The 22,363-nt window shown below is 44.4% G+C and carries 20 protein-coding genes; 7 read left to right on the top strand and 13 right to left on the bottom strand.

Translation table 11 applies throughout. The annotated features are described in order from the left end of the window. Positions 1–23: 23 nt before the first annotated feature. Positions 24–815 (bottom strand): penicillin-binding transpeptidase domain-containing protein, encoded by a 792-nt coding sequence (locus tag ACJJI5_RS11780; RefSeq protein ID WP_445354091.1) that lies wholly within the window; start codon positions 813–815, stop codon positions 24–26. A 290-nt stretch (positions 816–1,105) separates the two neighbouring features. After that, a complete protein-coding gene (locus tag ACJJI5_RS11775) occupies positions 1,106–2,008 on the bottom strand; it encodes a prohibitin family protein (protein ID WP_444927968.1) in 903 nt (300 codons plus the stop codon). Positions 2,009–2,610: 602 nt separating this feature from the next. Here ACJJI5_RS11775 and biuH point away from each other — a divergent pair. Continuing rightward, a complete protein-coding gene (gene biuH, locus ACJJI5_RS11770; protein ID WP_445354090.1) occupies positions 2,611–3,333 on the top strand; it encodes a biuret amidohydrolase in 723 nt (240 codons plus the stop codon). A gap of 68 nt (positions 3,334–3,401) precedes the next feature. Here biuH and ACJJI5_RS11765 read toward each other — a convergent pair whose 3' ends face one another. From ACJJI5_RS11765 to gcvA, 3 genes are all read right to left on the bottom strand, one after another. Next, entirely contained in the window at positions 3,402–3,923 is a 522-nt protein-coding gene (locus tag ACJJI5_RS11765; RefSeq protein ID WP_445354089.1) for a DUF4166 domain-containing protein, read from the bottom strand. A 120-nt stretch (positions 3,924–4,043) separates the two neighbouring features. Beyond that, complete coding sequence (locus ACJJI5_RS11760; RefSeq protein WP_445354088.1) at positions 4,044–5,348, bottom strand: S8/S53 family peptidase; 1,305 nt, start codon at positions 5,346–5,348, stop codon at positions 4,044–4,046. A gap of 430 nt (positions 5,349–5,778) precedes the next feature. Next, entirely contained in the window at positions 5,779–6,693 is a 915-nt protein-coding gene (gene gcvA, locus ACJJI5_RS11755) for a transcriptional regulator GcvA (protein ID WP_445354087.1), read from the bottom strand. 283 nt (positions 6,694–6,976) lie between these two features. Between gcvA and ACJJI5_RS11750 the strand changes: the two genes are divergently transcribed. Both ACJJI5_RS11750 and ACJJI5_RS11745 read left to right on the top strand, forming a co-directional pair. Further along, positions 6,977–7,750, top strand: a complete 774-nt coding sequence (locus tag ACJJI5_RS11750; RefSeq protein ID WP_445354086.1) for an SDR family NAD(P)-dependent oxidoreductase — start codon at positions 6,977–6,979, stop codon at positions 7,748–7,750. A gap of 58 nt (positions 7,751–7,808) precedes the next feature. Further along, a complete protein-coding gene (locus ACJJI5_RS11745) occupies positions 7,809–8,153 on the top strand; it encodes a carboxymuconolactone decarboxylase family protein (protein ID WP_445354085.1) in 345 nt (114 codons plus the stop codon). A 288-nt stretch (positions 8,154–8,441) separates the two neighbouring features. On the opposite strand, the gene ACJJI5_RS11740 is transcribed toward ACJJI5_RS11745, so the two are convergent. Continuing rightward, positions 8,442–10,667, bottom strand: a complete 2,226-nt coding sequence (locus ACJJI5_RS11740; RefSeq protein WP_445354084.1) for a S46 family peptidase — start codon at positions 10,665–10,667, stop codon at positions 8,442–8,444. Between the two features lie 1,141 nt (positions 10,668–11,808). Here ACJJI5_RS11740 and ACJJI5_RS11735 point away from each other — a divergent pair. Then, entirely contained in the window at positions 11,809–12,765 is a 957-nt protein-coding gene (locus tag ACJJI5_RS11735) for a leucine-rich repeat domain-containing protein (RefSeq protein ID WP_445354083.1), read from the top strand. 240 nt (positions 12,766–13,005) lie between these two features. On the opposite strand, the gene ACJJI5_RS11730 is transcribed toward ACJJI5_RS11735, so the two are convergent. The 4 genes from ACJJI5_RS11730 to ACJJI5_RS11715 are packed head-to-tail and all read right to left on the bottom strand — an operon-like array spanning position 13,006 to position 15,398. Beyond that, complete coding sequence (locus tag ACJJI5_RS11730; protein WP_445354082.1) at positions 13,006–14,046, bottom strand: CobW family GTP-binding protein; 1,041 nt, start codon at positions 14,044–14,046, stop codon at positions 13,006–13,008. Next, complete coding sequence (locus ACJJI5_RS11725) at positions 14,046–14,513, bottom strand: Fur family transcriptional regulator (protein WP_282933007.1); 468 nt, start codon at positions 14,511–14,513, stop codon at positions 14,046–14,048. The genes ACJJI5_RS11730 and ACJJI5_RS11725 overlap by 1 nt, the downstream gene beginning before the upstream one ends. 3 nt (positions 14,514–14,516) lie before the next feature. Continuing rightward, the gene (locus ACJJI5_RS11720; RefSeq protein ID WP_444913173.1) at positions 14,517–15,026 is read right to left on the bottom strand and encodes a ZrgA family zinc uptake protein; all 510 of its coding nucleotides are present in this window, start codon (positions 15,024–15,026) and stop codon (positions 14,517–14,519) included. 9 nt (positions 15,027–15,035) lie between these two features. Further along, positions 15,036–15,398, bottom strand: a complete 363-nt coding sequence (locus tag ACJJI5_RS11715; RefSeq protein WP_413662162.1) for a MerC family mercury resistance protein — start codon at positions 15,396–15,398, stop codon at positions 15,036–15,038. A gap of 124 nt (positions 15,399–15,522) precedes the next feature. On the opposite strand from ACJJI5_RS11715, the gene ACJJI5_RS11710 reads away from it, so the two are divergent. The 3 genes from ACJJI5_RS11710 (at position 15,523) to ACJJI5_RS11700 (ending at position 17,374) form a co-directional block, all read left to right on the top strand. Continuing rightward, complete coding sequence (locus ACJJI5_RS11710) at positions 15,523–15,942, top strand: TraR/DksA family transcriptional regulator (protein WP_444913174.1); 420 nt, start codon at positions 15,523–15,525, stop codon at positions 15,940–15,942. A 315-nt stretch (positions 15,943–16,257) separates the two neighbouring features. After that, positions 16,258–16,413, top strand: a complete 156-nt coding sequence (locus ACJJI5_RS11705) for a hypothetical protein (RefSeq protein WP_444908142.1) — start codon at positions 16,258–16,260, stop codon at positions 16,411–16,413. Next, positions 16,388–17,374, top strand: a complete 987-nt coding sequence (locus ACJJI5_RS11700; protein ID WP_445354081.1) for an alpha/beta hydrolase — start codon at positions 16,388–16,390, stop codon at positions 17,372–17,374. Before ACJJI5_RS11705 ends, ACJJI5_RS11700 begins: the two co-directional genes overlap by 26 nt. Before the next feature lie 394 nt (positions 17,375–17,768). On the opposite strand, the gene ACJJI5_RS11695 is transcribed toward ACJJI5_RS11700, so the two are convergent. From ACJJI5_RS11695 to ACJJI5_RS11685, 3 genes are all read right to left on the bottom strand, one after another. Beyond that, entirely contained in the window at positions 17,769–18,941 is a 1,173-nt protein-coding gene (locus ACJJI5_RS11695; protein ID WP_445354080.1) for an anthrax toxin-like adenylyl cyclase domain-containing protein, read from the bottom strand. Continuing rightward, on the bottom strand, positions 18,941–20,305 hold the full coding sequence (locus tag ACJJI5_RS11690; protein ID WP_507018116.1) for an IS4 family transposase: 1,365 nt from the start codon (positions 20,303–20,305) through the stop codon (positions 18,941–18,943). Before ACJJI5_RS11690 ends, ACJJI5_RS11695 begins: the two co-directional genes overlap by 1 nt. Before the next feature lie 927 nt (positions 20,306–21,232). After that, positions 21,233–22,141, bottom strand: coding sequence for a LysR family transcriptional regulator (locus ACJJI5_RS11685; RefSeq protein ID WP_445354078.1), 909 nt, complete (start codon positions 22,139–22,141; stop codon positions 21,233–21,235). Between the last annotated feature and the right edge of the window lie 222 nt (positions 22,142–22,363).

The raw sequence follows: 22,363 nt of genomic DNA, 5'->3' as shown, positions 1-22,363 counted from the left end.
ACCACAGCTTCGCTATAAAGAGCCTAAATAATCCCCAACTCAGATAGTTTTTTTCTGGCAATTTCAATTCTTTTCTTTTGTACTTCCCGAAAACTACTGCCATCTATGTTAATCGCAAAATAATGAATATTGTTATTGGACTCAACAATTCCAATATACCAACCTAAAGCCTTATTCTTAGCTAATGGCCCTCCTCCTGTTTTTGCATATAGCTTATAGGCATCAGTCTCCTCTACTAGCATCACTTCTTTAAATTTATCTATAACTGACTGCGATACAGGTAATTGACCAGTAAATAAACGCTCCAGGAAGTCTACCTGCTCCAACGCTGATATTTTGATACTCTCATTGAGCCAGAAGGTATCAATACCAGACGAAGCATCCCGATTACCATAATTAAAACCTGCCAAATACTGATTCATTCTCTTAGCGCCAATCTCCGTTGCTAATTGCTGATAGATCGGAACCGCTGAATTTTGAAATGCTTCGCGAATCGTCAAAGGCCTTTCTGACCAGATTGTAGGCCACCACTCTTTAGCCGGGTATTTGTCATGATTATAGGTTAGCTCTTGTAACAGGTTCTCAACTAAACCCAAGTCAAGTGCAATAAGGGTATTGGGAACCTTAAAAGTAGAGAATGGTGTGAACTGCCTGGCTGCCCTCTCCCTATTAATTACCGTATATTCTGAGGTCCGACTATTCTTGAGCACAAAAGTACATAACTTGCTACATGAGCCCCCATCTTCTGCAATCACCGAGTTGCTGACACCAAAAACCAATATTGCAGCAGTGATAAACCATATAAAGTGTTTCAACCGGAATCTCCTTGATTTAGAGTGCGTGATACCCGAGGAACATCAATAAATTTAATCAGGATCTACCGGGTAATAAGCACACCGAAAAGTACCTTTCGGATATTGGGAGGAGTTAATTGGCAAGTCAAGTAACTACGAGACTAACAAACAGTCCTCATTAAGTAATGACTGTACCATCATTTAGAATTTAAGAAATACTGCCAACTGAACAAACTAGGTTTGGTGCTTCCTATTGATAAGCACCAAACCTTTTGTGTAAAAAGCAAGCAAAGCTCTAGCTTTGGGCTATCTTAATTTCTGCGGTCTGAGTTATTCCCCATATCCCACAGAATTGGCTGATCGCCACCCATAATAGTTGAAGGCATCTGACCATTCCATTGCTGCGCGCGGATATATTCAACCAAGGTATGGTTTCTGGCAATCGCATCAGCTTTTGCTTTAATCGCTGCAGCTTCCGCTTCCCCTTTCTCCAGAATCGCAAAAGCTTCCGCCTCGGCTTCTACACGAATCTTATGGGCTTCACCATCTGCTTTAGCTTTGGTGGCATCACGGCGCGCATTAGCAGTATTCACCTCACGTTGCGCTTCCAGCTTTTGACGTTCCAATTTATGCTTTTCGGCAGCCGCCAAGTTCAACTCTGTCTGCTTGGTTTCAATAGATTGGATGTACTTGGGAGGCAAGCTGATGCTCTCAATCTGTACATCTCCCAATTCCATAGGCAACCCCTTGGTTTCCTCCTCCAAGAGTTCCTCAATCCGTCGAATTGCTGCATTCCGGTTCTGGATAATCTGCTCTGCCTTGAATTCAGCCAGACCAGCTTTACTGGCGCTTCTCAGCCTGGGATCGAGAATCCGCTGTTCAAATTGTTCCAAACCGCCATATTGCTTATACAAATCTATGGCTGCACTGCGAGTTACCGTCCAGTTCACCGCGGTCACTGCTTTTAACGGCATTTGTTCTGCGGTGGCGGCATTCATCGTTTCAACATTTTTCCGGGTTCTCACTTCGATTTCGACCACATTATCCATAAATGGGACTTTCGTATGAATTCCGGGATCAACCTGTGAAACTGCCTTGCCAAATCGCTTTACGATTCCTACGTGACCCTCGTCAACCGTGAAAACTGTCCCCATGGTGATAGGGATAATCAGTAATGCAACACCAGCGAAAATTCCCTTCTTAAGATTTTCCACAAACTTTCCTTTAACTACTTACATCCAAAAACGGTTCTTAACTTCAAAGATGAATACAAAAGCGGGCATTTTTTAATCCCTATATTTCTTAATCAGATGGGAGTACCAAGTAAGCTCCGCTAAAATTCACTCAAAATGACCCGCAGGATGATATAGATAATTTTTCAATAAAAAAAGTATGACGCTTCACTTCCACATATCAGTAGAACAAACTCTTTGAACCGTAATATAGAAGTAAGCTTGAACTATCCAACCGTGATCTTGTTTGTAGATATTTAGCGCACAATAAAATCGCATTCGCAATTTCATATGCTAGATATACGAATAAAAATCGCCTTTTAAATTTGATCAAATACTTGAAGAGAACCGTATACACAAAAATAGATGTCACAATATTTTTGGCCTTTCATGAATAAAAGATATAGGAGAGATACGCCTAAACCCACTACCAGATGAGCACTTATTACTTATGCAAATCCAGCTATGCCTCACCTAAGCAAGAATTGTGCGCCCGATAAAGCCTTGCCATTCAATCAAGCTCTCAATCAACGCTATTATCCATTAGCAATCACTTTCTCTATCAATAAGTAGAGGCCTTGACAATGAGCACTTCAGATTCATCGGACAAGAATGGCCCTGTCGAGGCCAACCCATACAAGTGGCCATATAATGGGGATCTCAGGCCAGAAAACACCGCTCTCGTGGTTATTGATATGCAGGTGGACTTTTGCAGCCCCGGCGGCTATGTCGACAAGATGGGATATGATCTGGAGGCAATGCGCAAGCCCATCGAACCCATCCAGCAAGTATTGAATGCGATGCGGGCAGAAAACTACCACATTATGTACACCCGGGAGGGACATCGCCCCGACCTTTCTGACCTCCCTCCAAACAAACGCTGGCGCTCACGACAAATTGCTGCGGGTATCGGCGACCCGGGACCATGTGGACGTATTTTAGTCAGAGGGGAACCTGGTTGGGACGTGATCCCTGAACTAGCGCCCAAAGCTGGTGAGGTCATTATTGATAAGCCAGGCAAAGGTACCTTCTTTTCTACAGACTTCGGGCTAATACTCAAGCTTAAAGGGATCGATAACTTGATTCTCGTGGGCGTTACAACCGACGTCTGTGTACACACCACCATGAGGGAAGCAAATGATCGAGGATTCGAGTGCCTGCTTCTATCAGACTGCACTGGGGCTACCGACATCGGCAATCATGAGTCGGCTCTCAAGATGATTACTATGCAGGGAGGTGTCTTTGGCGCTCATACAGATAGTCAGAAACTCCTGAAGGGACTAGCGGAAGCCTCTAATACCAGGTAAGTAAATCATGTATTGTTGTTGGGGAAGAGCTTGTTACTGAGATCGCTCTTCCCTAATGGCATTTTAAATCAAGCGGGCTCCGTAATTTTCAGATCGCCAGCATATGATAAAATGAACCCCACTAAAAACATGTGCACACTAACACTGAACTGATACTGCCCTTCACTCTCTGTTTCATAAGCCTTGACTTTGGGCCAAAGAAATTTGGGCAAAGGTATACCTAATAGCTTCGTTTTCGAAAACTGATATTCAAGTGCTCCGTCGACATTATGAGCGGTAAACTGCATTTCCAAAGGGCCGAGCCTTTCCACCAGGTAACTTTTTTCTGAATAAAATGATGAACTCATCTTGAACCCATCGAAATCTCTCACCCAATCCATCCGATCGGAAAAGTGCCCACAATCAACAACTAACTGCGAACTTGAACTCGCCTTCGGAAATCGAAATATTGAACAAATAGTATTCGCAATAACTCCACCTCGCTTGACTACAACAGAACCCTCATACCTCTTCACCCCAGTGTGTGCAAATTGCAACAGTGGAGATAATTCATTGAATGAGGACCCCATATGAGCAGAAAGTATGTTCAATATTCACTCCTATTCCTATTCACTTCCTTTACCCACAGTACCATCTATACTGGTAACTGGCAGGCTGCAAATATTCAACCTGCCAGCGCACTCTCAGTCAACTCGATGACTAAATCAAGCTTATTTGCTATTCGCTCTCAGAATAGTGCTCATAGCCCGGTGGGCGTCAACGAACCCAAGCCCGGTGTTGTGATCACCCAACCAACTGCGGCGAGCATTATCTTTCAATGACTTGCTCACTAGTTGAGCAGCTTCTACCCTGCTAAGGCCATAGTAGTCTGCCATTTCAAGGAGCAATAGACTGACAGCCGCTAGTTGAGGAGCAGCAAAAGAGCTACCAGACTCAAAGTTTTGACTGGAAGCTGAATATACTGCATCGCCGGCAATAGCAAAGCTCTGCTTAATAGCCAAGGGGTTGTAACCCGGAACCGTCGCCGTAAGTGAAATCTCATTTGAGAATGGCTGGAGGTTGATTGCAAAAAACAAATTCTCAGCGCCGGCCTGACCTTCATTCTGAGCAAGGAATGCCCTGATTAAATCCAGGTCATAGGTAAAGAAGCTGCCGAGTGGCGGTAGCTCCAAGCGCTCTCTCACATCGGTGTTGTTATGCTCAAGATCCGTACCTGTATTTCCCAGTGACTTGGTAAAGATCTTACTTTGTAAAATAGCGGAAAGATGCTCTGCAAACTCTGGGTCCAGTTGGTCATTGGTGATATGGAACGCACGGCTCATATTGATCACACTAATGTCATCTCGATTCCGCATATAGGCCATTGCATCATTATAAGTTTTGCTCTCGGCACTAACGGGTACAATAGTTGCTTTCGGAGCAATATCCAAAATGATATCAATTACGGTGTTACCATGAAGGAAAGTAATGGGATCACCAAATGCAACTTCTGCTTCAATATTGGGATACTGTTCGCGCTGCTCTTGTAAGCGTGTCGGATCAAACAAATCAAAGACAGCAATTACCATACCCTCGCCATCAAAGCGCTTAGTCAAAATTTGCTGTTTCAGTTTATAACCGGGCACATGGGGAAGCAGTAACTCATTAATTGCCAATCTGAACAGATTCAGGTCGGCAATAGCGGCATCAAATTCCGGCCTATATTGCTCCTGGTAATCTTCTGGCTGAAACGTGTATAGAAGCTCAGCTAATACAATAAATTCTGTGATTGACTGGCCCCACTTGTGCATCAGTAATTCTTCAACCATATAGTGGGATTTTGCCATCCCCGAGTACTGATCAAATTCAGCTGCCATATACTCCTCAAGAATTGGAGTTACCGGTTCTTCCCAAGGCCATGGGGTTAATTCTTTTACAATCTCTAAAGAGTCCTTAGCCTGCTCAACATCCGGGGTTGAAGCAAATATATTGAGGCTACCCAGCAACATTAAGATTGTTAGTATTATCCTATTCAAAACTATTTCCTTGTTACGAAAAATTATTAGATAGTGCTCGTGAGCTGCTATAAGGCATGAGATATAAACATTTCCCATGACAGGAAAATTTGCAGCCTGGAAATAGGATCACGAATTATCCGGAAAGGCAACAACGCGAATAAGTATAGAAATTACAAAATCTATATTTCCGATATAGGTTGAAAATATTTGATTATCTGTTGTATCAACTCTTTATAGAAGGGAAAGTAAGAACACTGAAAACAATACTTCTGTCAGCTTTAGAGGGCCAGGTTCCCTGAATCTATAAGGTTAGGGCACCGAAGGTACTATTTTATCGTAAGTTTAAGGTAGCCTTAAGTAGCCAATGACTACCTTATTGAGTTACAGCACCTGATTTATTGGACTACAACTGTCCAGGGAATTTTGTTAATAGAGTAGACATAATTTATTACACGCTTTCTGATTCAGTAAAAAGCCAATCCTTGAAAGCAATCACCTTGCTTACTTCAGCCAGTTCTGGAAGATAAACTATGTAATATGCCAGGGGTGATTTATAGTCAATTTCTGGAAATAATCTAATTAGCCGGCCTGCAGCAAGATCATCCCTGACCATGACGCTACGCGCTAGCGCAATACCGTTTCCATCAATAGTTGATTGCAATACCGCAGCTGAATTGTTTATTTGGATATTATGTGTGCTTACTTTCTCAATAATCCCTGCTTTTTTAAACCATTCAGACCAAGTAGGGAACCCTGTAAAGGAATCCATGGACAAATCATGAATAAGTGTTTCTTTGACCAAATCATCTGGATGGTGGAAATGACCGCGCTTATGTAGAAAGTTTGGAGCGCATACAGGATACACTTCCTCATCCATGAGCTTTTCCGATGTCAGCCCAGGCCAATTTCCAAGACCGTAACGCACACCAACATCGACTCGCTGAACAGCAAAGTCTACCGGTTTTAAACTAGTATCAAGTCGAACATCGGTATTTGGACAAATATTCTGAAAACGTTCAAGTCTTGGCAGCAGCCACTTTGCCGCGAAAGCTGGACTAATAGATACTGTTAATACACCGCTTGCCGAACTCTCCTGTAGGCGTTCCAGCCCTATAACCAACCTGTCAAAACCAGCCCGGATATCTGGAAGTGCTATTTCAGCCGTTTCGGTAGGAACAAGACGGACTTTTCCACTTTTCATTCGGTGAAACAAAGGGGCACCTAGCCAGTCCTCCAATGAGCGAACCAACTGTCCAACAGCTGCTGGAGTTACATTTAATTCTTCTGCTGCAGCAGAAAAACTCTTGTATCGAGCGCTGGCCTCAAAAGCTCTCAGTGCATTTAGGTGTATAGGGAATCTCATACCAGTAAAGTTTTTCTTTAGCGTAAGGATAGATTATCTCGTTTGAAACTGAATGTAAAGTCATAAAAAATACACATCAAGCTTAATACAGAGAGAACTTATACGATCGTCAGTAGCTACAGAGTTACTTCTTAAATTTTTAAGAAAGTTTTTCTTTAGCATACGAATTAAAACGCGGACTAACAGGCATTAGTCAACTGAGGCTTACTATGTGGGAGTGGCTGTTCCATCCAGGCGTAACATCAACAAAACCCACTTATACAGTTAAAAAAGAGAGTTCATTATGAGCGCACAATTTGCAGGTAAAAAACTATTAGTTATTGGTGGCACAAGTGGTATGGGTTTGGAAACTGCCCGTACGATCCTTACCGAGGGCGGAAAAGCGGTTATCGTAGGTCACCGAGCTGATAAAACAGAAGAAGCGCGTGTACAACTGTCATCACTCGGTTCTGTTGAAGCATTAACAGCCAACTTAACTAATGATGAAGGTGTCCAAAACTTAACACGATCAATTGATGAACAACATGGGGATGTTGACTTATTGGTCAATGCTGCGGGAGTGTTTTTCCCAAAACCGTTTTTGGAGCATGATAATGCCGATTATGACCAATACATGAAAATTAACCGTGCCTTCTTCTTTATTACACAAAAAGTCGCAGCCAACTTAGTTGCAAGCAAACGTGCAGGTGCAATTGTAAACGTTGGCTCTATGTGGGCCAAACAAGCAATTGCAGCGACGCCATCATCAGCTTACTCAATGGCTAAAGCAGGTTTACATTCATTGACTCAGCACTTGGCGATGGAATTAGCATCATACAACATTCGTGTTAACGCAGTATCGCCAGCTGTTGTACAAACACCGATCTATGAAGGCTTTATCCCTAAAGAAGAAGTACACGAAGCATTGCAAGGCTTTAATGATTTTCACCCGATTGGTCGTGTTGGTAAACCACAAGATATTGCCAATACCATCGCGTTTTTACTTTCGGATAAGGCAGATTGGGTTACTGGTGCAGTATGGGATATCGATGGTGGCGTAATGGCTGGCCGTAACTAGCTATCAAACGGGTGTATTACCCACACAACCCTATAAATAACTTCGGAGATTATGCAAAATGATACAAGATTGGAATGCATACCGCGATAACCTGCTCAAAGGTGTTAGAAAATTCGCAAACAAAAATCCTGATGTAGTACGTGGCTTAGGAACAATGGACAATGCTGCAACTAAAAGCGGTCTCTTGGAACCAAAAATCCATGAATTAATTGCCCTTGCTGTAGCAGTTACAACTCGCTGCGATGGTTGTATAGCTGTTCATACACAAAAAGCAGTGGAGCATGGTGCAACTGAAGCTGAAATTGCGGAAGCACTTGGTGTTGCGATAGCCCTAAATGCTGGAGCTGCGCTTACTTATAGTGCGCGCGTGCTCGATACTCACGCCCAGTTACAAGGCAATTGATCGTAGCTAAAGTAAGAAACAAAGAAAGTTATTTTTCTTTGTTTCGTTTCCTTCTTTGAGGATAACAATACTTCGGACAGATTTAGAAGGCTTGAGTTGCCAAAAACCACTCTATTGAGTTTCACTCCCCGGAATGATTGGGCTGAAGCTATCTGGAGTATTGTGATAAAAGAAAGCGAGTTCGGCACTGCGACTTACAGTATAAAAGTAAATAGCATTCAACTCCATAAAAAAATACCCCCCCGGGGAGCGCTGCTCACCCGGGGACGCTACTTCAGCTAATACCGGCTATAGGCCCATCTCCCGAACCAAGTATCCGGCCCCGTCAATATTCTCCATTACCCAGAGAATATAAGCGATATCGACATGAATCGCCCGGGTGCTATCGGTGAAGTCCCAATCAGCATTGATGCTATCGTAGGTTCCGTCAAATACGACTCCCACCAGCTCGCCGCGACCATTCATTGTCGGAGATCCTGAGTTACCGCCCGTAATATCTACGGTACTTAGGAAATTAACCGGTACTGAATCCAGCTGCTTTTCATAGTAGCGGCCATAGTTCTTCTTATCGATCGCTTCCATCAAAGCCTTAGGAGCATCAAAGGGGTCCTCGCCGGTATACTTTGCCTTAATACCACGCAATGTTGTAAAAGGTACAAAGCCTTGTTTACCGTCATTACCATCTGCTGCCTCTTCAATTGTTCCAGCTGGTGGCTCATAGCCTTTAACCAGGCCATAAGTCACGCGAAGAGAGCTATTTGCATCCGGGTAGACCGGCTTACCTAGGGAGTGGTAATAATCTATCAGCATCTCCATATACTGTGGGCGCAATTGGGCGAAGCGCCCTTTCATGGATTCCTCATGCTCTTCACGGGCAAGCATATCATCGTACATGGCCACTGCCAGCTGGATAAACGGATCCTTGCTCTCTTTGAAGTCTTCGGGCTTTTTACCGATCCACGCTTCACGTACCTCGACATTGGAAAGCTCTGTTTCCTTATACATTTTGTCGAGAGTTGCCTCTAAGTCAGTATTGCCTTTGCCGATATTCAAGTAACGATCAAAGCTGGCTATACGCTGCTCCTTAGGGAGCGCCTGGTAACGGTCCAGGAAGTAAAGCCAGATCTGTTTGTCGACTGATGGGTGATAGCTGCGTTCTATACGACGCATGCCCTCTTTGAATCGGGTTAGATCCCGTTCCTGATAACCCGGCTTGCGCTCAGCATCGGGTTTTTCGTTCTCTTTAGCCAATCGATACAGTTTGCTTGCGGCACCCAGCATGGCTGAACGATCCATATAATCGATGGCCAGGTCCTGTTCACGAGTTGATTCTTTTTCTACAACCAGCGCCTCGAGATCATCGATCGTCGACTGGTATTTTTTCTCGCGGGCCTTGTCTGAATCCACCCAAGCTTGCAAATCTTTTTCCAGCTTTTCTTTACGCTGCAATAGATCGCTACGCTGGTAACCCTCCATCATGCCGGTAAAGTTTTTAGAGTAATTATTCAAACCTGCCACGAGGCTTGCATACTTTAACTCTGCATCTTTATTGTCGGCAGTTGCCGCACCAATCGTTTCCGACCATTCACCCAGCACCCGCTGCATGTTTGGGTAATACCAGTTGAAGTTGCTTTCCACTTCCTGGGCAGTGCGATAACGGTTTGTACGCCCCGGATAACCGGCAACCATCACGAAATCACCTTCTTTAGGCCCTTTTGCTGCTACAGGCAAATAGTGCTTGGGCTCGTAAGGGACATTATCTTTGGAATAATCAGCCGGTTTACCATCTTTGCCAACATAGGCGCGGTAGAAAGCGTAATCGCCGGTATGGCGAGGCCACATCCAGTTATCGATATCGCCGCCGAATTTGCCAATCGAAGACGCCGGCGCATGAACCAAACGCACATCGCGGATTTCCAGCTGCTTAACCTGGTAGTAATTCAAACCGCCGTAGTAGCTATAGACCTCACAGCGATGGCCCGGATCTTTTTCACACTCGGAAACCAGCGCCTTCTCCGCTTCTTCGATTGCGGCAAAACGTGCAGCACCATCCATCTCATCTGTCAGGCGTTCGTTAACCTTGTCCGTTACTTCGTTCATTGCAACGGTGACGTAGACGCGGGAGCCCGGTGCAGCAGGCAGCTCTTCAGACAAATCTCCGGCCAGGAAACCTTCAGCCAGTAAATCCTTGGATTCAGTTGAATTGTATGAAATTGAACCGTAGGCGCAGTGGTGGTTAGTAATCACCAATCCCGTGGGAGAGACAAAGGAAGCAGAGCAGTTTCCCAGGCTGATCACCGCATTCATTGGAAATTCGGTAAGCTTGGTCATGCTGGCTGGGTCCAGCTCCAGGCCATGAGTGCGAAGCTCTTTGGACAGCTCAGGCAACTGGTGAGGTTGCCACATGCCTTCAGTCGAAACACTCTCTTTCTCTGCGGCGAGGCTGGCGCAACTCGCTCCAGCAAATAATGCTGCAGTTGCAACCCCGTAAACAATAGAATTATTTATTTTCATATTTACTCAGCAATATTTAAAAAATAACAGGTTAATTTTGGGTACTTCCCAACGCTAACCCTGTCTTTTCCGGTACACCGAAAATTCACTCATAAACACGGCAGGCTGACAGAGTAACATACCCGCCAGGACGGTAGGCCGACACGAAACTGTGCTCTTGGTTAAAACCAGTATTTCATCGATATTACTTCACTGGCTTATACACTCAAATGGGGCAAGCCATAGATACGTAATTGATACAAAATATCATTTTAATGTCGTAAAGTCCGGGCGGATCTAAATTATGGCGACAACAAGAAGGAAATTTGCGACAAGCTGTTTTGCCCTCAAAAAATCTTTGAGCAAGCCACTTCCGGTTCCGGCATGCACTGACCAATAAACTTCACTTAACGCCCTACAACCACTGAGATTTCTGTGTGGGTTCTGGATTCAAGCTTGATTATCTCCAACTACCTGGAGGCTATCTTACTAGACTAATCAGCAAAGTGATGCATCACATCATTTCAACACCGGAGAAGTGAACTGTACGATCAAGGAATACAGGTATTGGCCCGTCTTCAATAGCAGGAAGCAGGACAGCTAGAACCTCGGGAAATAATTTTCATTAGTTGAAGTTATCTAACGGAAGAATAACTTGAGTTTAATTACTCTACAGAAAGATACCTTGAGCAACGCATTGCACAAGTGAAGAGAACTCAGCTGACTCCAATCAAGAACGGACCGTCTGCGGTAACTTTACATATTCTCGTCGGGCAATATCTACAGATAAGTCAAAATTTTTTGCAGATATAGTGATCTAAATCTTTCAGACACATCGCTAAGATGGTAAGGCTATAAAGCAGGATGTCATATGTAGCAAACAGTATACGCCTGAATTTTAAACCGGAGTTCAAGAAAGTTGGTTCAAGAAAGTTGGCTCAAGCCTATTGGCTATATCAATTGACCGCTTCTATCTGGTCTTGCCCTTTCAGGGCTGCTTACTGGTACGAGTTTCCCTAGGCCGCTGGTTTGTTTGTGCAGAAGTAAATCAGCACACAATCTACTAGCCTCCTTTGCTCTTGCCAAGCATATCCGTTGCTGTAAGAATTCAGATAGAGCTATTAATAAATTATATTACTTGAAAATCCCTGGAAACTCTATTATGCCAGCAACACCTATTCTAGACGAAGAAGTTATCGATCTCTCAGGGAGAGAAAATCTTACTGATCTGTCACCGTTAAGTGAATTTAGAAAGGTTAAAGAACTGTACCTAGAGGATACTCTGGTGGAAGACCTTACACCGTTAGCAAACTGTAAACAGTTAAGAGTTCTTTCCCTTTCCCGTTGCCCGGCAAAATATTTGAAGCCCATCGAAAGCCTTACTGAGCTTGAGGAGCTTCACATTGATCAAACATTAATATCAGAACTGAGTGAGTTTAAAAAAATTAAGAAACTATACCTGAATGATACTGATATAAAGGACTTAACACCAATAGCGAACTGCAAACAATTAGAGATCCTTTGTCTATCTCGTAGCCCCAATAAAGATTTGAAGCCCATTGAGAATCTTACTAAACTCAAGGAACTTCAAGTTGATCAAACACAAATCACGGACTTATCTCCCCTGACAAAGTTAAACATGCTTGAGTGGCTAAGAGCTGATCATTGCAGCTTTACCGCGATCGACTCACTTTCTGGAAAAAATAGACTTCAACGCCTAAACATCTCCGATTGCCCAGTTAAAGATTTTACACCACTGAGATCCTTAAGCTCATTGATAATGCTTGGATTGCGGAATACCTATTTTGATGATTGCTCTATTTTAGTCAACAACCGTAATTTAGCTAATCTTAACCTGGCCCGAACAGAGGTAAGCGAAATATCTGCGCTTGACGAAATGAAAGATCTGTGGTGTTTATCTTTAGAAGGAACGCACGTAAAAAACTATTCTGCATTATCTTTATTGCCCAATCTGCGTGAACTTTCTATAGGCGATTACCTCTCTAAAGAGGAGTATGATGGAACTGACAGCATCCCTGTTACGGATCTAAATCTTAACTGGGAAACTATCCGAGGATTGGAGGAGGTTCAGGAGTTTATTGGAAGACAATCACATTAAGTTTTTAAAATATCATTTTCTGAGAATGTCCGAACTATTTTTAATATGAATACTTCAGTTTGGTTGTTTTTATACCAACCCGAAAGACTCGTAGAGAAAACTCCCACTGATATTAGAGCTTCCAATTATTAGAGCAGCTCTGCTTCTTTTGTACCGCGTAGAGCGGGGCTAAAGAAAATGAGCAGCTCTTTGTAAAAATTTCTAATAAGCCAGGCCAGATTTGAATACCTGGCCATATAGCTATTTGGATTCGTAAAACACTTTTGTTTCGGGACCCTGGTTATCCGCCAGGGCAGCGATCCAGGAGCTCTCCATTGCATCCCAATCCAAACGCGCTTGGTTAATCGCCTCTACCCGGCTTTCCAATATGTCATCCAGCTCTAAAACTGTAAGTACTTTGTCAGCCTTATTAAATCCAAATACACCTTGCTCAGTAATAAATACCCCCTTGATTCTCTCAGCGTCAGTGCCACTGAATAGTGAAAAGAGCGCATCATAATCAAATATAAATTCAGGGCTAAAACGCCAGCCACAGCTGTAGTATCCCTCTCCGCTATTCTCTGAGCGGAGATAGCCACACTCCGGCAATAGCTCAATCTCATCCGCCGCCTTAGTTACTGGGTGGTGGTGATCACTCCCCGACGAGACCTGAAAACTGCAGGGCAGTTGGAGCCAATCCAATTCGATACGCCCCTGCTCCACCACTTGCAGCGGTTTTTCAGCGCCCCCACCTAAGAACGAGAGAAATCGCTGAAGGTTTTGCAAGTCTTCGGGGCCGTAGAGATCAGACTTATTCGCCACTACCAGATCAGCAACTTCTAATTGCTGCCGAAAAGTCTCACTACGTAAGTAGCGGTTATCTTCAATACAGCGAGCATCGACCAAAGTTAGCGTACCGCGAAGGTCCAACACACCGCCGCGCACTGCATCAGACAAAGCCGCCAGCACCTCTCTAGGGTGCCCCAGGCCCGTCGGCTCAATTATTAATCGATGGGGTCTGGCCTTAGCCAGTAACTGGTTTAAAGCGACCTGCATCGGCAAACCAGCAGCACAGCACATACAGCCGCCAGGTACCTCCCGAATATAAATATTGCCTTCCTGTTCTGGTTCAAAAAGTGCGCCATCAACGCCCACTTCTCCAAACTCATTGACAAGAACAGCCCAGCGCTCATCAGCGGGCTTACTTTCCAGGAGGTGCCGGATAGCCGTTGTCTTGCCGACGCCCAAAAAACCAGTGATAACGTTGGCAGGTACCCCGCGTATTAACTGACTAGCTGCCACTAAGCTGCATCCCGGCTGCACTCATCACAAACACAATCCAGCTCCAATTGGGATGTCTGGAGATGATATCCAGCACTTTCAACCGTATCCCGCAATGCATCAATGACTTCGGGCCTAATGCCAATTTCCCGCACTTTGCTGCAGCGATTGCAGATTAAAAACTGTGGAGTCTGGTGGCTGTGGTCACAGGCAATATGAGCACAGGCCAGGTACTTGTTTTCTGAATTGAGTTTGTGAACCAGGTTCTCTGCTGCCAGAAAGTCCAGCATTCGATAGACTGACATGGCGGGAATTGAGTCGCCAAAGTCACCATTGTAATGCTCCGCTATTTCATAGGCAGAGAGCGGAGTTTTTGACCGCAACAACACGGTAAGAACGTTCTTACGCTTTTCAGTCAGGCGGGCACCTGAACTGCGACAGGTTTGTTCCGCCACACTCAGGGTCTGTTTGATTTGGGATGCTTTCATAGCCTATTTCATTTGCAATTTGTTGTCTTTACCAGTGAGCAGTTCAGCCCCCTGACGACCGGAGCTGATCCATTGCACTGCAATCCCATGAATACCGGGAAACCTCTCAAACAGGGTAACAATGACACTGTTGAACTCTGCCAGATTATCACACTTGAATTGGTAACTAGCACGGAAACCACTGTGCACCGAGTTGTCACTGGTAACTTCTGCGCTATATGGCGCCTTAACTTCCACACTTAAGGGTTTGCACTGGGCACCGACAAACTCAAGAAAATGATCTGGCTTGGATAGCTCGTGAGCAACCTGCTCTAACCGCTGCTTTTGAACATCGCTACGTGGCGCATGCTCAAATCCCACCAGGTCGACTGTGGGCGACTCCAGCTCGACACTGATTCTGTCTGCTTCGGCCACCAGGTACATCATCGCCTTACCGTGAACATGGCTTCCCACCTCTGCGGCCACCGGGCCAGCCCAAAAAAACACAACGAACAATGCTCCTGCAAGCCTCATGATCTTCACCTATTCGACAAGAGCGCCCCGATAAATCAAGCGCTGATTTACCCAGTGGGCAACAATCAATAAGCCTGCACCAAGAACACTGGCAACTAGCTCCCATACCCCCTCGATATATAGCGCACCAACCAATAGCAATGCCCCGGAGAAACCAACAATCATTACCGCGTAGCGCTGATGGCGTCGGCAAGAGGCTGGGAAGCTGGCCAAGGCCAGAATTACCACGGGTACAAGCAACAGCAAATGGAGAAACTGGTCCTCTTGTAAAGCACCCAATATCCCCAAACCTCCCAATACCGGTAACAAAGGAGTCAAAAGACAGTGCAGCAAGCAAAGCCCAGAAGCCAAAATTCCTAAAGTATCTCTCACAACAATCCTTTTAATCTACGAGAACCCAAGACAACCACATACACTTCAGCCAACATGATGATATGTTATATCATCAATTTAATATTTCAAGTCAACGTGAGCTATGGAACAGGGGATTCATGGAATGCCAAAAATCAGTGAGCAAGAACTGCTGGGGATGCCCGCCTCAGACTATATGAACGAAAAACAACTATTCTTCTTCCAGCATCGTCTAATGGAATTGAAAAGCGACCTAATGGCAGAGGTTGAACAGGGACAGCAGGCTATTGCAACCACGAACCTTGCCTTAGCTGATGACCTGGACCGAGCGGCCGCAGAGCAGGAGAACCAGCAACACCTACGCTTTACCGGCCGCAAGCATCTACTTCTGCGCAAGATCCAGCGGGCATTAGAGAAGATTAAAGATGGCACTTACGGGTACTGTGAGATAAGTGGGGATCCGATCGGTTTGCAGCGACTGCTATTAAGGCCCACTGCAGAACTCTCTTTTGAAGAAAAAAGTCGCCAGGAAATGCTGGAACGCAACTACAGCAAGCAAAGGTAAGCACCATACTCGGCCTCACGCTTTGCTGTGACTAGATATAACACGGTAGCACCTTGAGGAATGGAGGTTTTCATGCTGCCTTAGAGGATAGCCGACAGCCTTCTCAACCAAAGAAGGGGTTTAGTGGTCACTTTAGTTATTCGGCAAAACCCTAGACTCCCAACATAAGTGGCACACGCTAGCCTAGAAGAAGTACAAGCCGGCTCAAGTAATTAGTACTCATCTTGGGCGTACGCTGGTTCGAAACACAATACCTCAGCAGACTCCTAAGCCCCCTTCGCAAAACAAGGGCAAAAGTTGGAAAAGCCCTAAATTATGAACGAAGTACCCCTCACAGCAGGTTTACAGGCAGAAGAACTGGTTGCCTATATGGCACATATCAAAGGCAAGAGAAAAACGAATAATCCTGCGAGTAAATTACGGCAACCTCCTAAAGTCAAAAACCATGAAAACCAAAGTATCTCTAATTAAAGTACTCTCCATTACCTTAACATGCTTAGCTACTTCAGCCTGCTCCCAAAGGATCGCAAGCTTTATAGACAACGCTGAAGATTATTCTTTTAACAACAGATTAACTGCCGATCAAATTAAAGACTTAGACTTCAAAAAAGACAAATATTGCCCTCTGCAAAAAAAGAACTGTATTAGCTATTACTATGGTCCACCTTTAACCGATAACAAACTTCAGTACTCCGTAAAACATGGAGAAGGCGACAAAGAGAACAATGTTAAAATCGATTTAACCAGAAACTCCATGGAGCGGAGTTACGATGGTACCGTAATCTTATTGCATGGATTTCGCACCTCCAAAGATTTTATGATCAATTCAGCTTTATACTTCCGTTTTCTTGGGTTTCAGGTTGTTGTTCCAGATCTTCTCGGTCATGGTGATTCAGGTGGCAATAAAAAATACGGGGTGGATGACAGCAATTATATTAACCACCTCATTGACAATTTAATAAAAGAGGGCGTCATTAAAGATGAGGATATTTATATTCTGGGAAATTCGATGGGCGCACTAACGGCAGCCCATATCTCTTCCCAACGACAAGACATTAGCGGAATTATTCTTTCGGCTCCAATGCCATCATTTGATGAAGCTGTGTACAATTATGCAAAACGTGACCACCCACTACTTAGCAAAATTATCCCTGAAAAAGACTTTCGCAAGGGTGCAATTCTGGCTCTAGAGAAAGCCAAAATCAATCTGGATGACACGAAGATAACACCACTCCTAAAGTCCTCCAAGGTTCCAACACTACTAATACTCTCAGATTCAGACCAAATATCTCCTTATGTGGATTATGAAAACTTGAAAAAAGACAATGTAAAGTTAATTAAAATTATTGGCAGATATCACCCAAGCATGAATACAATAGGAGAAGTTGAACATAAAGAAATTATTAAATGGCTTAACAGCACTCAAAGTTAGTTACACAAAAAATTGAGAACAAATTCCTATTTTATCTTTGATGTCAGTTTAGTACTATTCCGTCGCCCCCCTTACAACCTTGCGCATCCCACGAGAGCTACCACCTGAAGTAGAAACCCCTTGTCAGACTTTCAAGTAGATTGATGCTCTATGAATTGCTCCACAAGCTTATGGTGAGCTTGACTAGATTGGAGCACCTCACTTGACTGCCGCCTAGGTAAATGTATTTATTTCCGCGCACACCTTCTCTCTGTGTATATTGAACACCTCAAATATATACAGAATCATCTACTTTACCTAAAAGGACCGCTCCAAAAAACGCTGTTAACAACCAGCCTCCGGAGAAGTAGTGGCTACTTTTCAAGTAACCACAGACATCGACATAATAACTCTATTAAGCATTGTACCAAGGTGGAACGATCCACTGACCAAAGTGCCAGTCGCGAGGTACAAATCTTCCGTACCCTTGCCCCAATCGGTCGGGCTTATTATTGGTAGGGTTCATTGCCCAACCCTCTGCCAAAGTGACATGGACACCATGTATTCTACACATTGCGATAAATTCTCTAAAAGCCTGCAAAGTTTGAATAACCACTTCACTGCGAGCAGGAGTAAATGCAATAAGGGGTAAATCTATATCGTTCACATATGGGCGTGCGGCTTCATCACTGTGCCATAGTACATTTCTTCTGGGGAATGGCCCCCAATGCCCAGCTCCAGCTCTCGGGTTGCGAATGCCACCAATTGTGGAATTGAGTGTTTGGCTTACTTCATAAATCCGATTAGTTATATTACCCAGTTTAGTGCCTTGCCCTTGGGTAGTGAAATTTCTCTCCAATTGATTTTCGATATGCTGGCGCTGCGACCAAGCTTGAGCAGTGCCGAGAATACGGCGATCATCTCCATATCGATCAAACCTCTTTGCCCCCTGCTTAAATGGCCAAATAGCAAATAAGTCGTAATCCCCGGTAATGGCATTCAGAGGGTGCTCATTTCGAAAATGACGATGCTCCACTGGATTGGTCATCGCCAGTAGCGGCTCATACATGTCTTTGTACTTAGTGTCATACTGAACAACGATATTACCCCGCTCCTGGATAAAACCTGACTGTCTGCTCTTTTCCTTATCAACATAAACACCCCACATATCTCCCAAACATGTGTTAACCCTGATAAGAGAATAGTGAAAAGTAATGCCACTGGGGTGGCTGGCTATACCTTCGTAACGATCTTGAGTTTTTCTTATAACATTGATCTTTCCGTTCTGAATCAGCCAATCAACCCGTTCCTGATGCAAGCGAAGCGGTGTTGTTGATGCAGTCCATCCCGCGCCAGAGTTGTTATCAGTGAATGCCTCTTGATGCTGGGTGCGGTTATAGGCCGCTTTTCTCATCCCGTGTTTATTTAACCGGGGGTCTCGTAAAACAAAACCAGCCATCGGCCCCCAATCGCATGACTTCCCATGAATCCTAAAGCCCTTTGTATCATATCCCTGCTCAAGTAATTGAGTACACGTTGGCCCTGTTGCGCGAACGATGATAACGCAACGGCTGTGTTTTATACACATTATTTAAGTCCATTTAGAGCTTCTGCTGCCTCTATATAATGAAGTAGCTTGGTGTATCCCTGCCAAACGGTTTTAACCCCTGGCTCGCCATCCCCTTTACGCCCCAAAAAACCTCCTAAACCTGCCAACATACGGGTTATCTCCCTCATGCTTGGGGGTTCATTTGGTGGAGTAGTTTTATCTCGAATCATCCATATCATACGCCATTCTTTTTCAGAGTAGGCACTTGTACACGGTGCGTCAGGAACTCTTCGTGCATGCGTAGTTATCGAATGTAGCCGCCATCCAATAATCATATAGATCGCAATGCAGTTCAACATGCGCTGCTCTGTTCTAAAACGGTTACTTTCTATCTGGCATCCGCCTTTCACCACCCGAAAATAGGTTTCAATTTCCCACCGGCTTCGATACCACTCAATGATGACCCTTGCCTGCTTAAAGTCTTCAACTGGAAGATCAGTTAACAGCATCCACTCAATGCCTTTTTCACTCTCTGGTGGGTTTAATTCTTTAGCCAATACAGCATAGAGAGAAAGTGGTCGTTTAGATTTTCCTTTCCCAAGTAGCCGTATCTCAGTAGTGGATACGTTGACCTTGGCTTTTCTTCCAGGCTCTCCATTCCGTTTGGGAATATCTACCGTGTATAGACCGACAGATTTCTGCTCATTCATATGATCCCAAAGCAAAACCGTTTCTTCTCCATCGAGCTCTAAAGTGCGATTGGCCTTAGCTCGAACGATATAGCTCGCCCGCCGCTGTTCACTTTGATCTTCAGCCAGTTGAAACCACTCATGAATATCACCCTCTCTATCAGCAATACTCACAATTGTACTTTCAGGGCAGCGCTCCTGTATCTGACAAGCCGTTTCGTAATGGTCTAGCCAGCGTCGACTCTCCTTATCCTTTATCGACTTGGTATAACGGGAATTAGAGCTTGATTCCTTGTCTCTCTGCCACATACTACCCTCAACAACACCCAAGTTAATTCTTGATGGCGTTATAGCGATGGAGGTGTGCAAGAGTTGCTGATTGGTCTCTTTCCGCCTAAGTGTTCCCATCTCTTTACTTTCTAAGTCAGTGGCAAAATTTAGAAAGGTGGTATCTTGAGGGATAAGAACAACGGGCTGCGCCTTGATTCTCTCAAGAGTTGCCGATTTATGGCCGCTCATAATAGAGTCAAAATTGACTTTATCATTTTCGATAAAGCGATAAGCTGCAAACGTTTCTGCCCAAGTTTTGTTTGCACAGGGAATGCTATTCTTTGGATCTGAACTTAAACTACTAAGAATATTGGACAAGCGCTTATTCAAGCGTGTATCACCCATAACCTGATTTTTTACTTCGTCCATGACCCAGTCCTGCATAATAATCCAATCAAATCTGTAATTCATGCCAGGTCAAACTGTAACTTATTGATTTACATAATAAAACCGGAAAAACTTGTGTATAAAACTTAGCGCAACGGTGAGATGCTGCGGTGGTTTTAAATGCGTCGGCATGAGAGGCCGGGCAGCCTATAAGGTTTTGACGCAATGCAGCATTGTTAAATATAAGGTCCATGTATTAATTTCCTGTTTCGGGGTAGCCTACATATAAATTTCGACTGGCTAAATAAATGCTATTTATAGAAATTTATTACGACGAATGTAAAACTACTAAATCTATATTTTGTGCCTCTAAAAATAAGCACTAGTCCGCCTACTATTATCAAACACGCCAAGGTAAAGATCTTGCCCACCACCCTTAACCCTGACTTGTTTATAGGTCTGTATCTGTGAACACAAACTGAATTAATCTTTTGAATCCAATTAATAAAGCCAAATTCTTAGGAAGCTTGACTTGAAAAATGCCCTACCCCAACTTCATACGTAAAGGAAAGACTATAAAAATACCAAAGTCCGTGGATCGTATGACCTAAAGTATCCAAAAGGTTCCCAGTTTGTTCTAAAACTGAAGCCTACACGCAGTTCGCAGTGCGACCTTTAGGTTTTGGGCATATTTTTTTAGATTTTGGCCTTTTAAATTGAGAGGGGTTGGTTTATACAATTGAAGTATCACTACTAGACGTATAAGATATCCTGTAAATGGATATATTCTTAACAGATAGAGAATTTACCAGATTGGAAAAGGGAGGCCGCATCAAGCCGTGAATCATTACCTGAAAGAAAAAAGACCTCTAGCTGAGCACCGAGATCTTCCCCCTTAAGGAGCGAAATTAACCTACCTATCCTATGCAGAACAGAGCTTGTACAAACCCATGTGAAGTGGAATCCTTTTGATGAAGCAACAATCTACTGTTCCCAAACCGGCGGCTTTCCGATTTTCTCAATCAGGTAGTCAATAAAGACTCGCACTTTAGATGTCAAAACATTGGACTTTGGGTATACGAGCCAAATGGCTGATTGATCATCTATATAATATTCTGGCAGCACTCGAACCAGAGAACCCTCCAGAATTTCTGCTTGGATATTCCAGACAGAACTCATGCAAATTCCCACCCCTGCTTTTGCAGCGATTCGCATGCTGGCGCCATCATCACAAGTCACTCGAGATTTGCTGTTTGAAGGTGGGAATTGATAAGTAGTCTGATCGCTCGCAGATATGAGTTTCCTGGGTTTTGAATTGATAAAGGCCAAAAGCTGATGTGCAACTAGCTCCTCCGGCTTTTCGGGAACACCATATATTTTCAAGTAACTGGGAGAAGCGCATAGAACTCGCCTGTCATCCGCAAGCTTCCGACCAATTAAACTGCTGTCTTCAACCGCATAATTGCGTAGTGCCAAATCAAAGCCGCCCTCGATAAGGTTGACTTGTGTGTCTGAGAGCTTCAGCTCTATGTTGACTCCAGGATACCTTTCCAGGAATTCAGGCAGGATAGGCGCGATAAAGCGCTGAACGAAAGTGCTCGATGCCGCAAACCTGAGCGTTCCGCTCACGGAGGAATTTCCACGCCCCAGCGCAGCAAAAGCCGCATCCTCTTGCGCGATGATCTCCCGGGCAAAAGGCAGGAACTCCTCCCCCTCTATCGACAGAGAGACCTTGCGGGTAGATCGATGAAATAGGTCCGCCCCCAAATGAACTTCGAGCTTGGACAAGCGGGCACTGGCAACAGAGGGGGCCAATCCAAGCCTCCGCCCCGCAGAGCTTATATTCAGCATCTCCGCAGCCAGTACGAATAGCCGAACCCCATTTGTATCCACTTATTATCTCCAAAAACCGAATTCTGATTCCATTTATACGCCGTTTATACATAGATTCCAATGCTTTAGCCTTTAGTCACAGATCGAGCCAGCGTCGATCGATGACTGGCCTAGGCTTTCTGGGAGGTAAAAGATGAGTGTAAGAGTGCTTATGAACGGCGGCGCAGAAAATAACCAGACACAAGCCGTCTATTGTGATGTGGCTAGCAGCTTTGGCCTCCA

The sequence above is a fragment of the Microbulbifer maximicatervae (SeqCode) genome, assembly GCF_052467955.1.
This window is presented reverse-complemented; position numbering and strand designations above follow the sequence as displayed.

What these genes read in the sequence shown, in the direction of transcription:
- ACJJI5_RS11745 (WP_445354085.1), top strand. Translation starts at nt 7,809, where the DNA reads ATGATACAAGATTGGAATGCATACCGCGATAACCTGCTCAAAGGTGTT.
- gcvA (WP_445354087.1), bottom strand. Translation starts at nt 6,693, where the DNA reads ATGAGATTCCCTATACACCTAAATGCACTGAGAGCTTTTGAGGCCAGC.
- ACJJI5_RS11695 (WP_445354080.1), bottom strand. Translation starts at nt 18,941, where the DNA reads ATGTGTATAAAACACAGCCGTTGCGTTATCATCGTTCGCGCAACAGGG.
- biuH (WP_445354090.1), top strand. Translation starts at nt 2,611, where the DNA reads ATGAGCACTTCAGATTCATCGGACAAGAATGGCCCTGTCGAGGCCAAC.
- ACJJI5_RS11720 (WP_444913173.1), bottom strand. Translation starts at nt 15,026, where the DNA reads ATGAGGCTTGCAGGAGCATTGTTCGTTGTGTTTTTTTGGGCTGGCCCG.
- ACJJI5_RS11710 (WP_444913174.1), top strand. Translation starts at nt 15,523, where the DNA reads ATGCCAAAAATCAGTGAGCAAGAACTGCTGGGGATGCCCGCCTCAGAC.
- ACJJI5_RS11705 (WP_444908142.1), top strand. Translation starts at nt 16,258, where the DNA reads ATGAACGAAGTACCCCTCACAGCAGGTTTACAGGCAGAAGAACTGGTT.
- ACJJI5_RS11725 (WP_282933007.1), bottom strand. Translation starts at nt 14,513, where the DNA reads ATGAAAGCATCCCAAATCAAACAGACCCTGAGTGTGGCGGAACAAACC.
- ACJJI5_RS11690 (WP_507018116.1), bottom strand. Translation starts at nt 20,305, where the DNA reads ATGCAGGACTGGGTCATGGACGAAGTAAAAAATCAGGTTATGGGTGAT.
- ACJJI5_RS11740 (WP_445354084.1), bottom strand. Translation starts at nt 10,667, where the DNA reads ATGAAAATAAATAATTCTATTGTTTACGGGGTTGCAACTGCAGCATTA.
- ACJJI5_RS11750 (WP_445354086.1), top strand. Translation starts at nt 6,977, where the DNA reads ATGAGCGCACAATTTGCAGGTAAAAAACTATTAGTTATTGGTGGCACA.
- ACJJI5_RS11700 (WP_445354081.1), top strand. Translation starts at nt 16,388, where the DNA reads ATGAAAACCAAAGTATCTCTAATTAAAGTACTCTCCATTACCTTAACA.
- ACJJI5_RS11735 (WP_445354083.1), top strand. Translation starts at nt 11,809, where the DNA reads ATGCCAGCAACACCTATTCTAGACGAAGAAGTTATCGATCTCTCAGGG.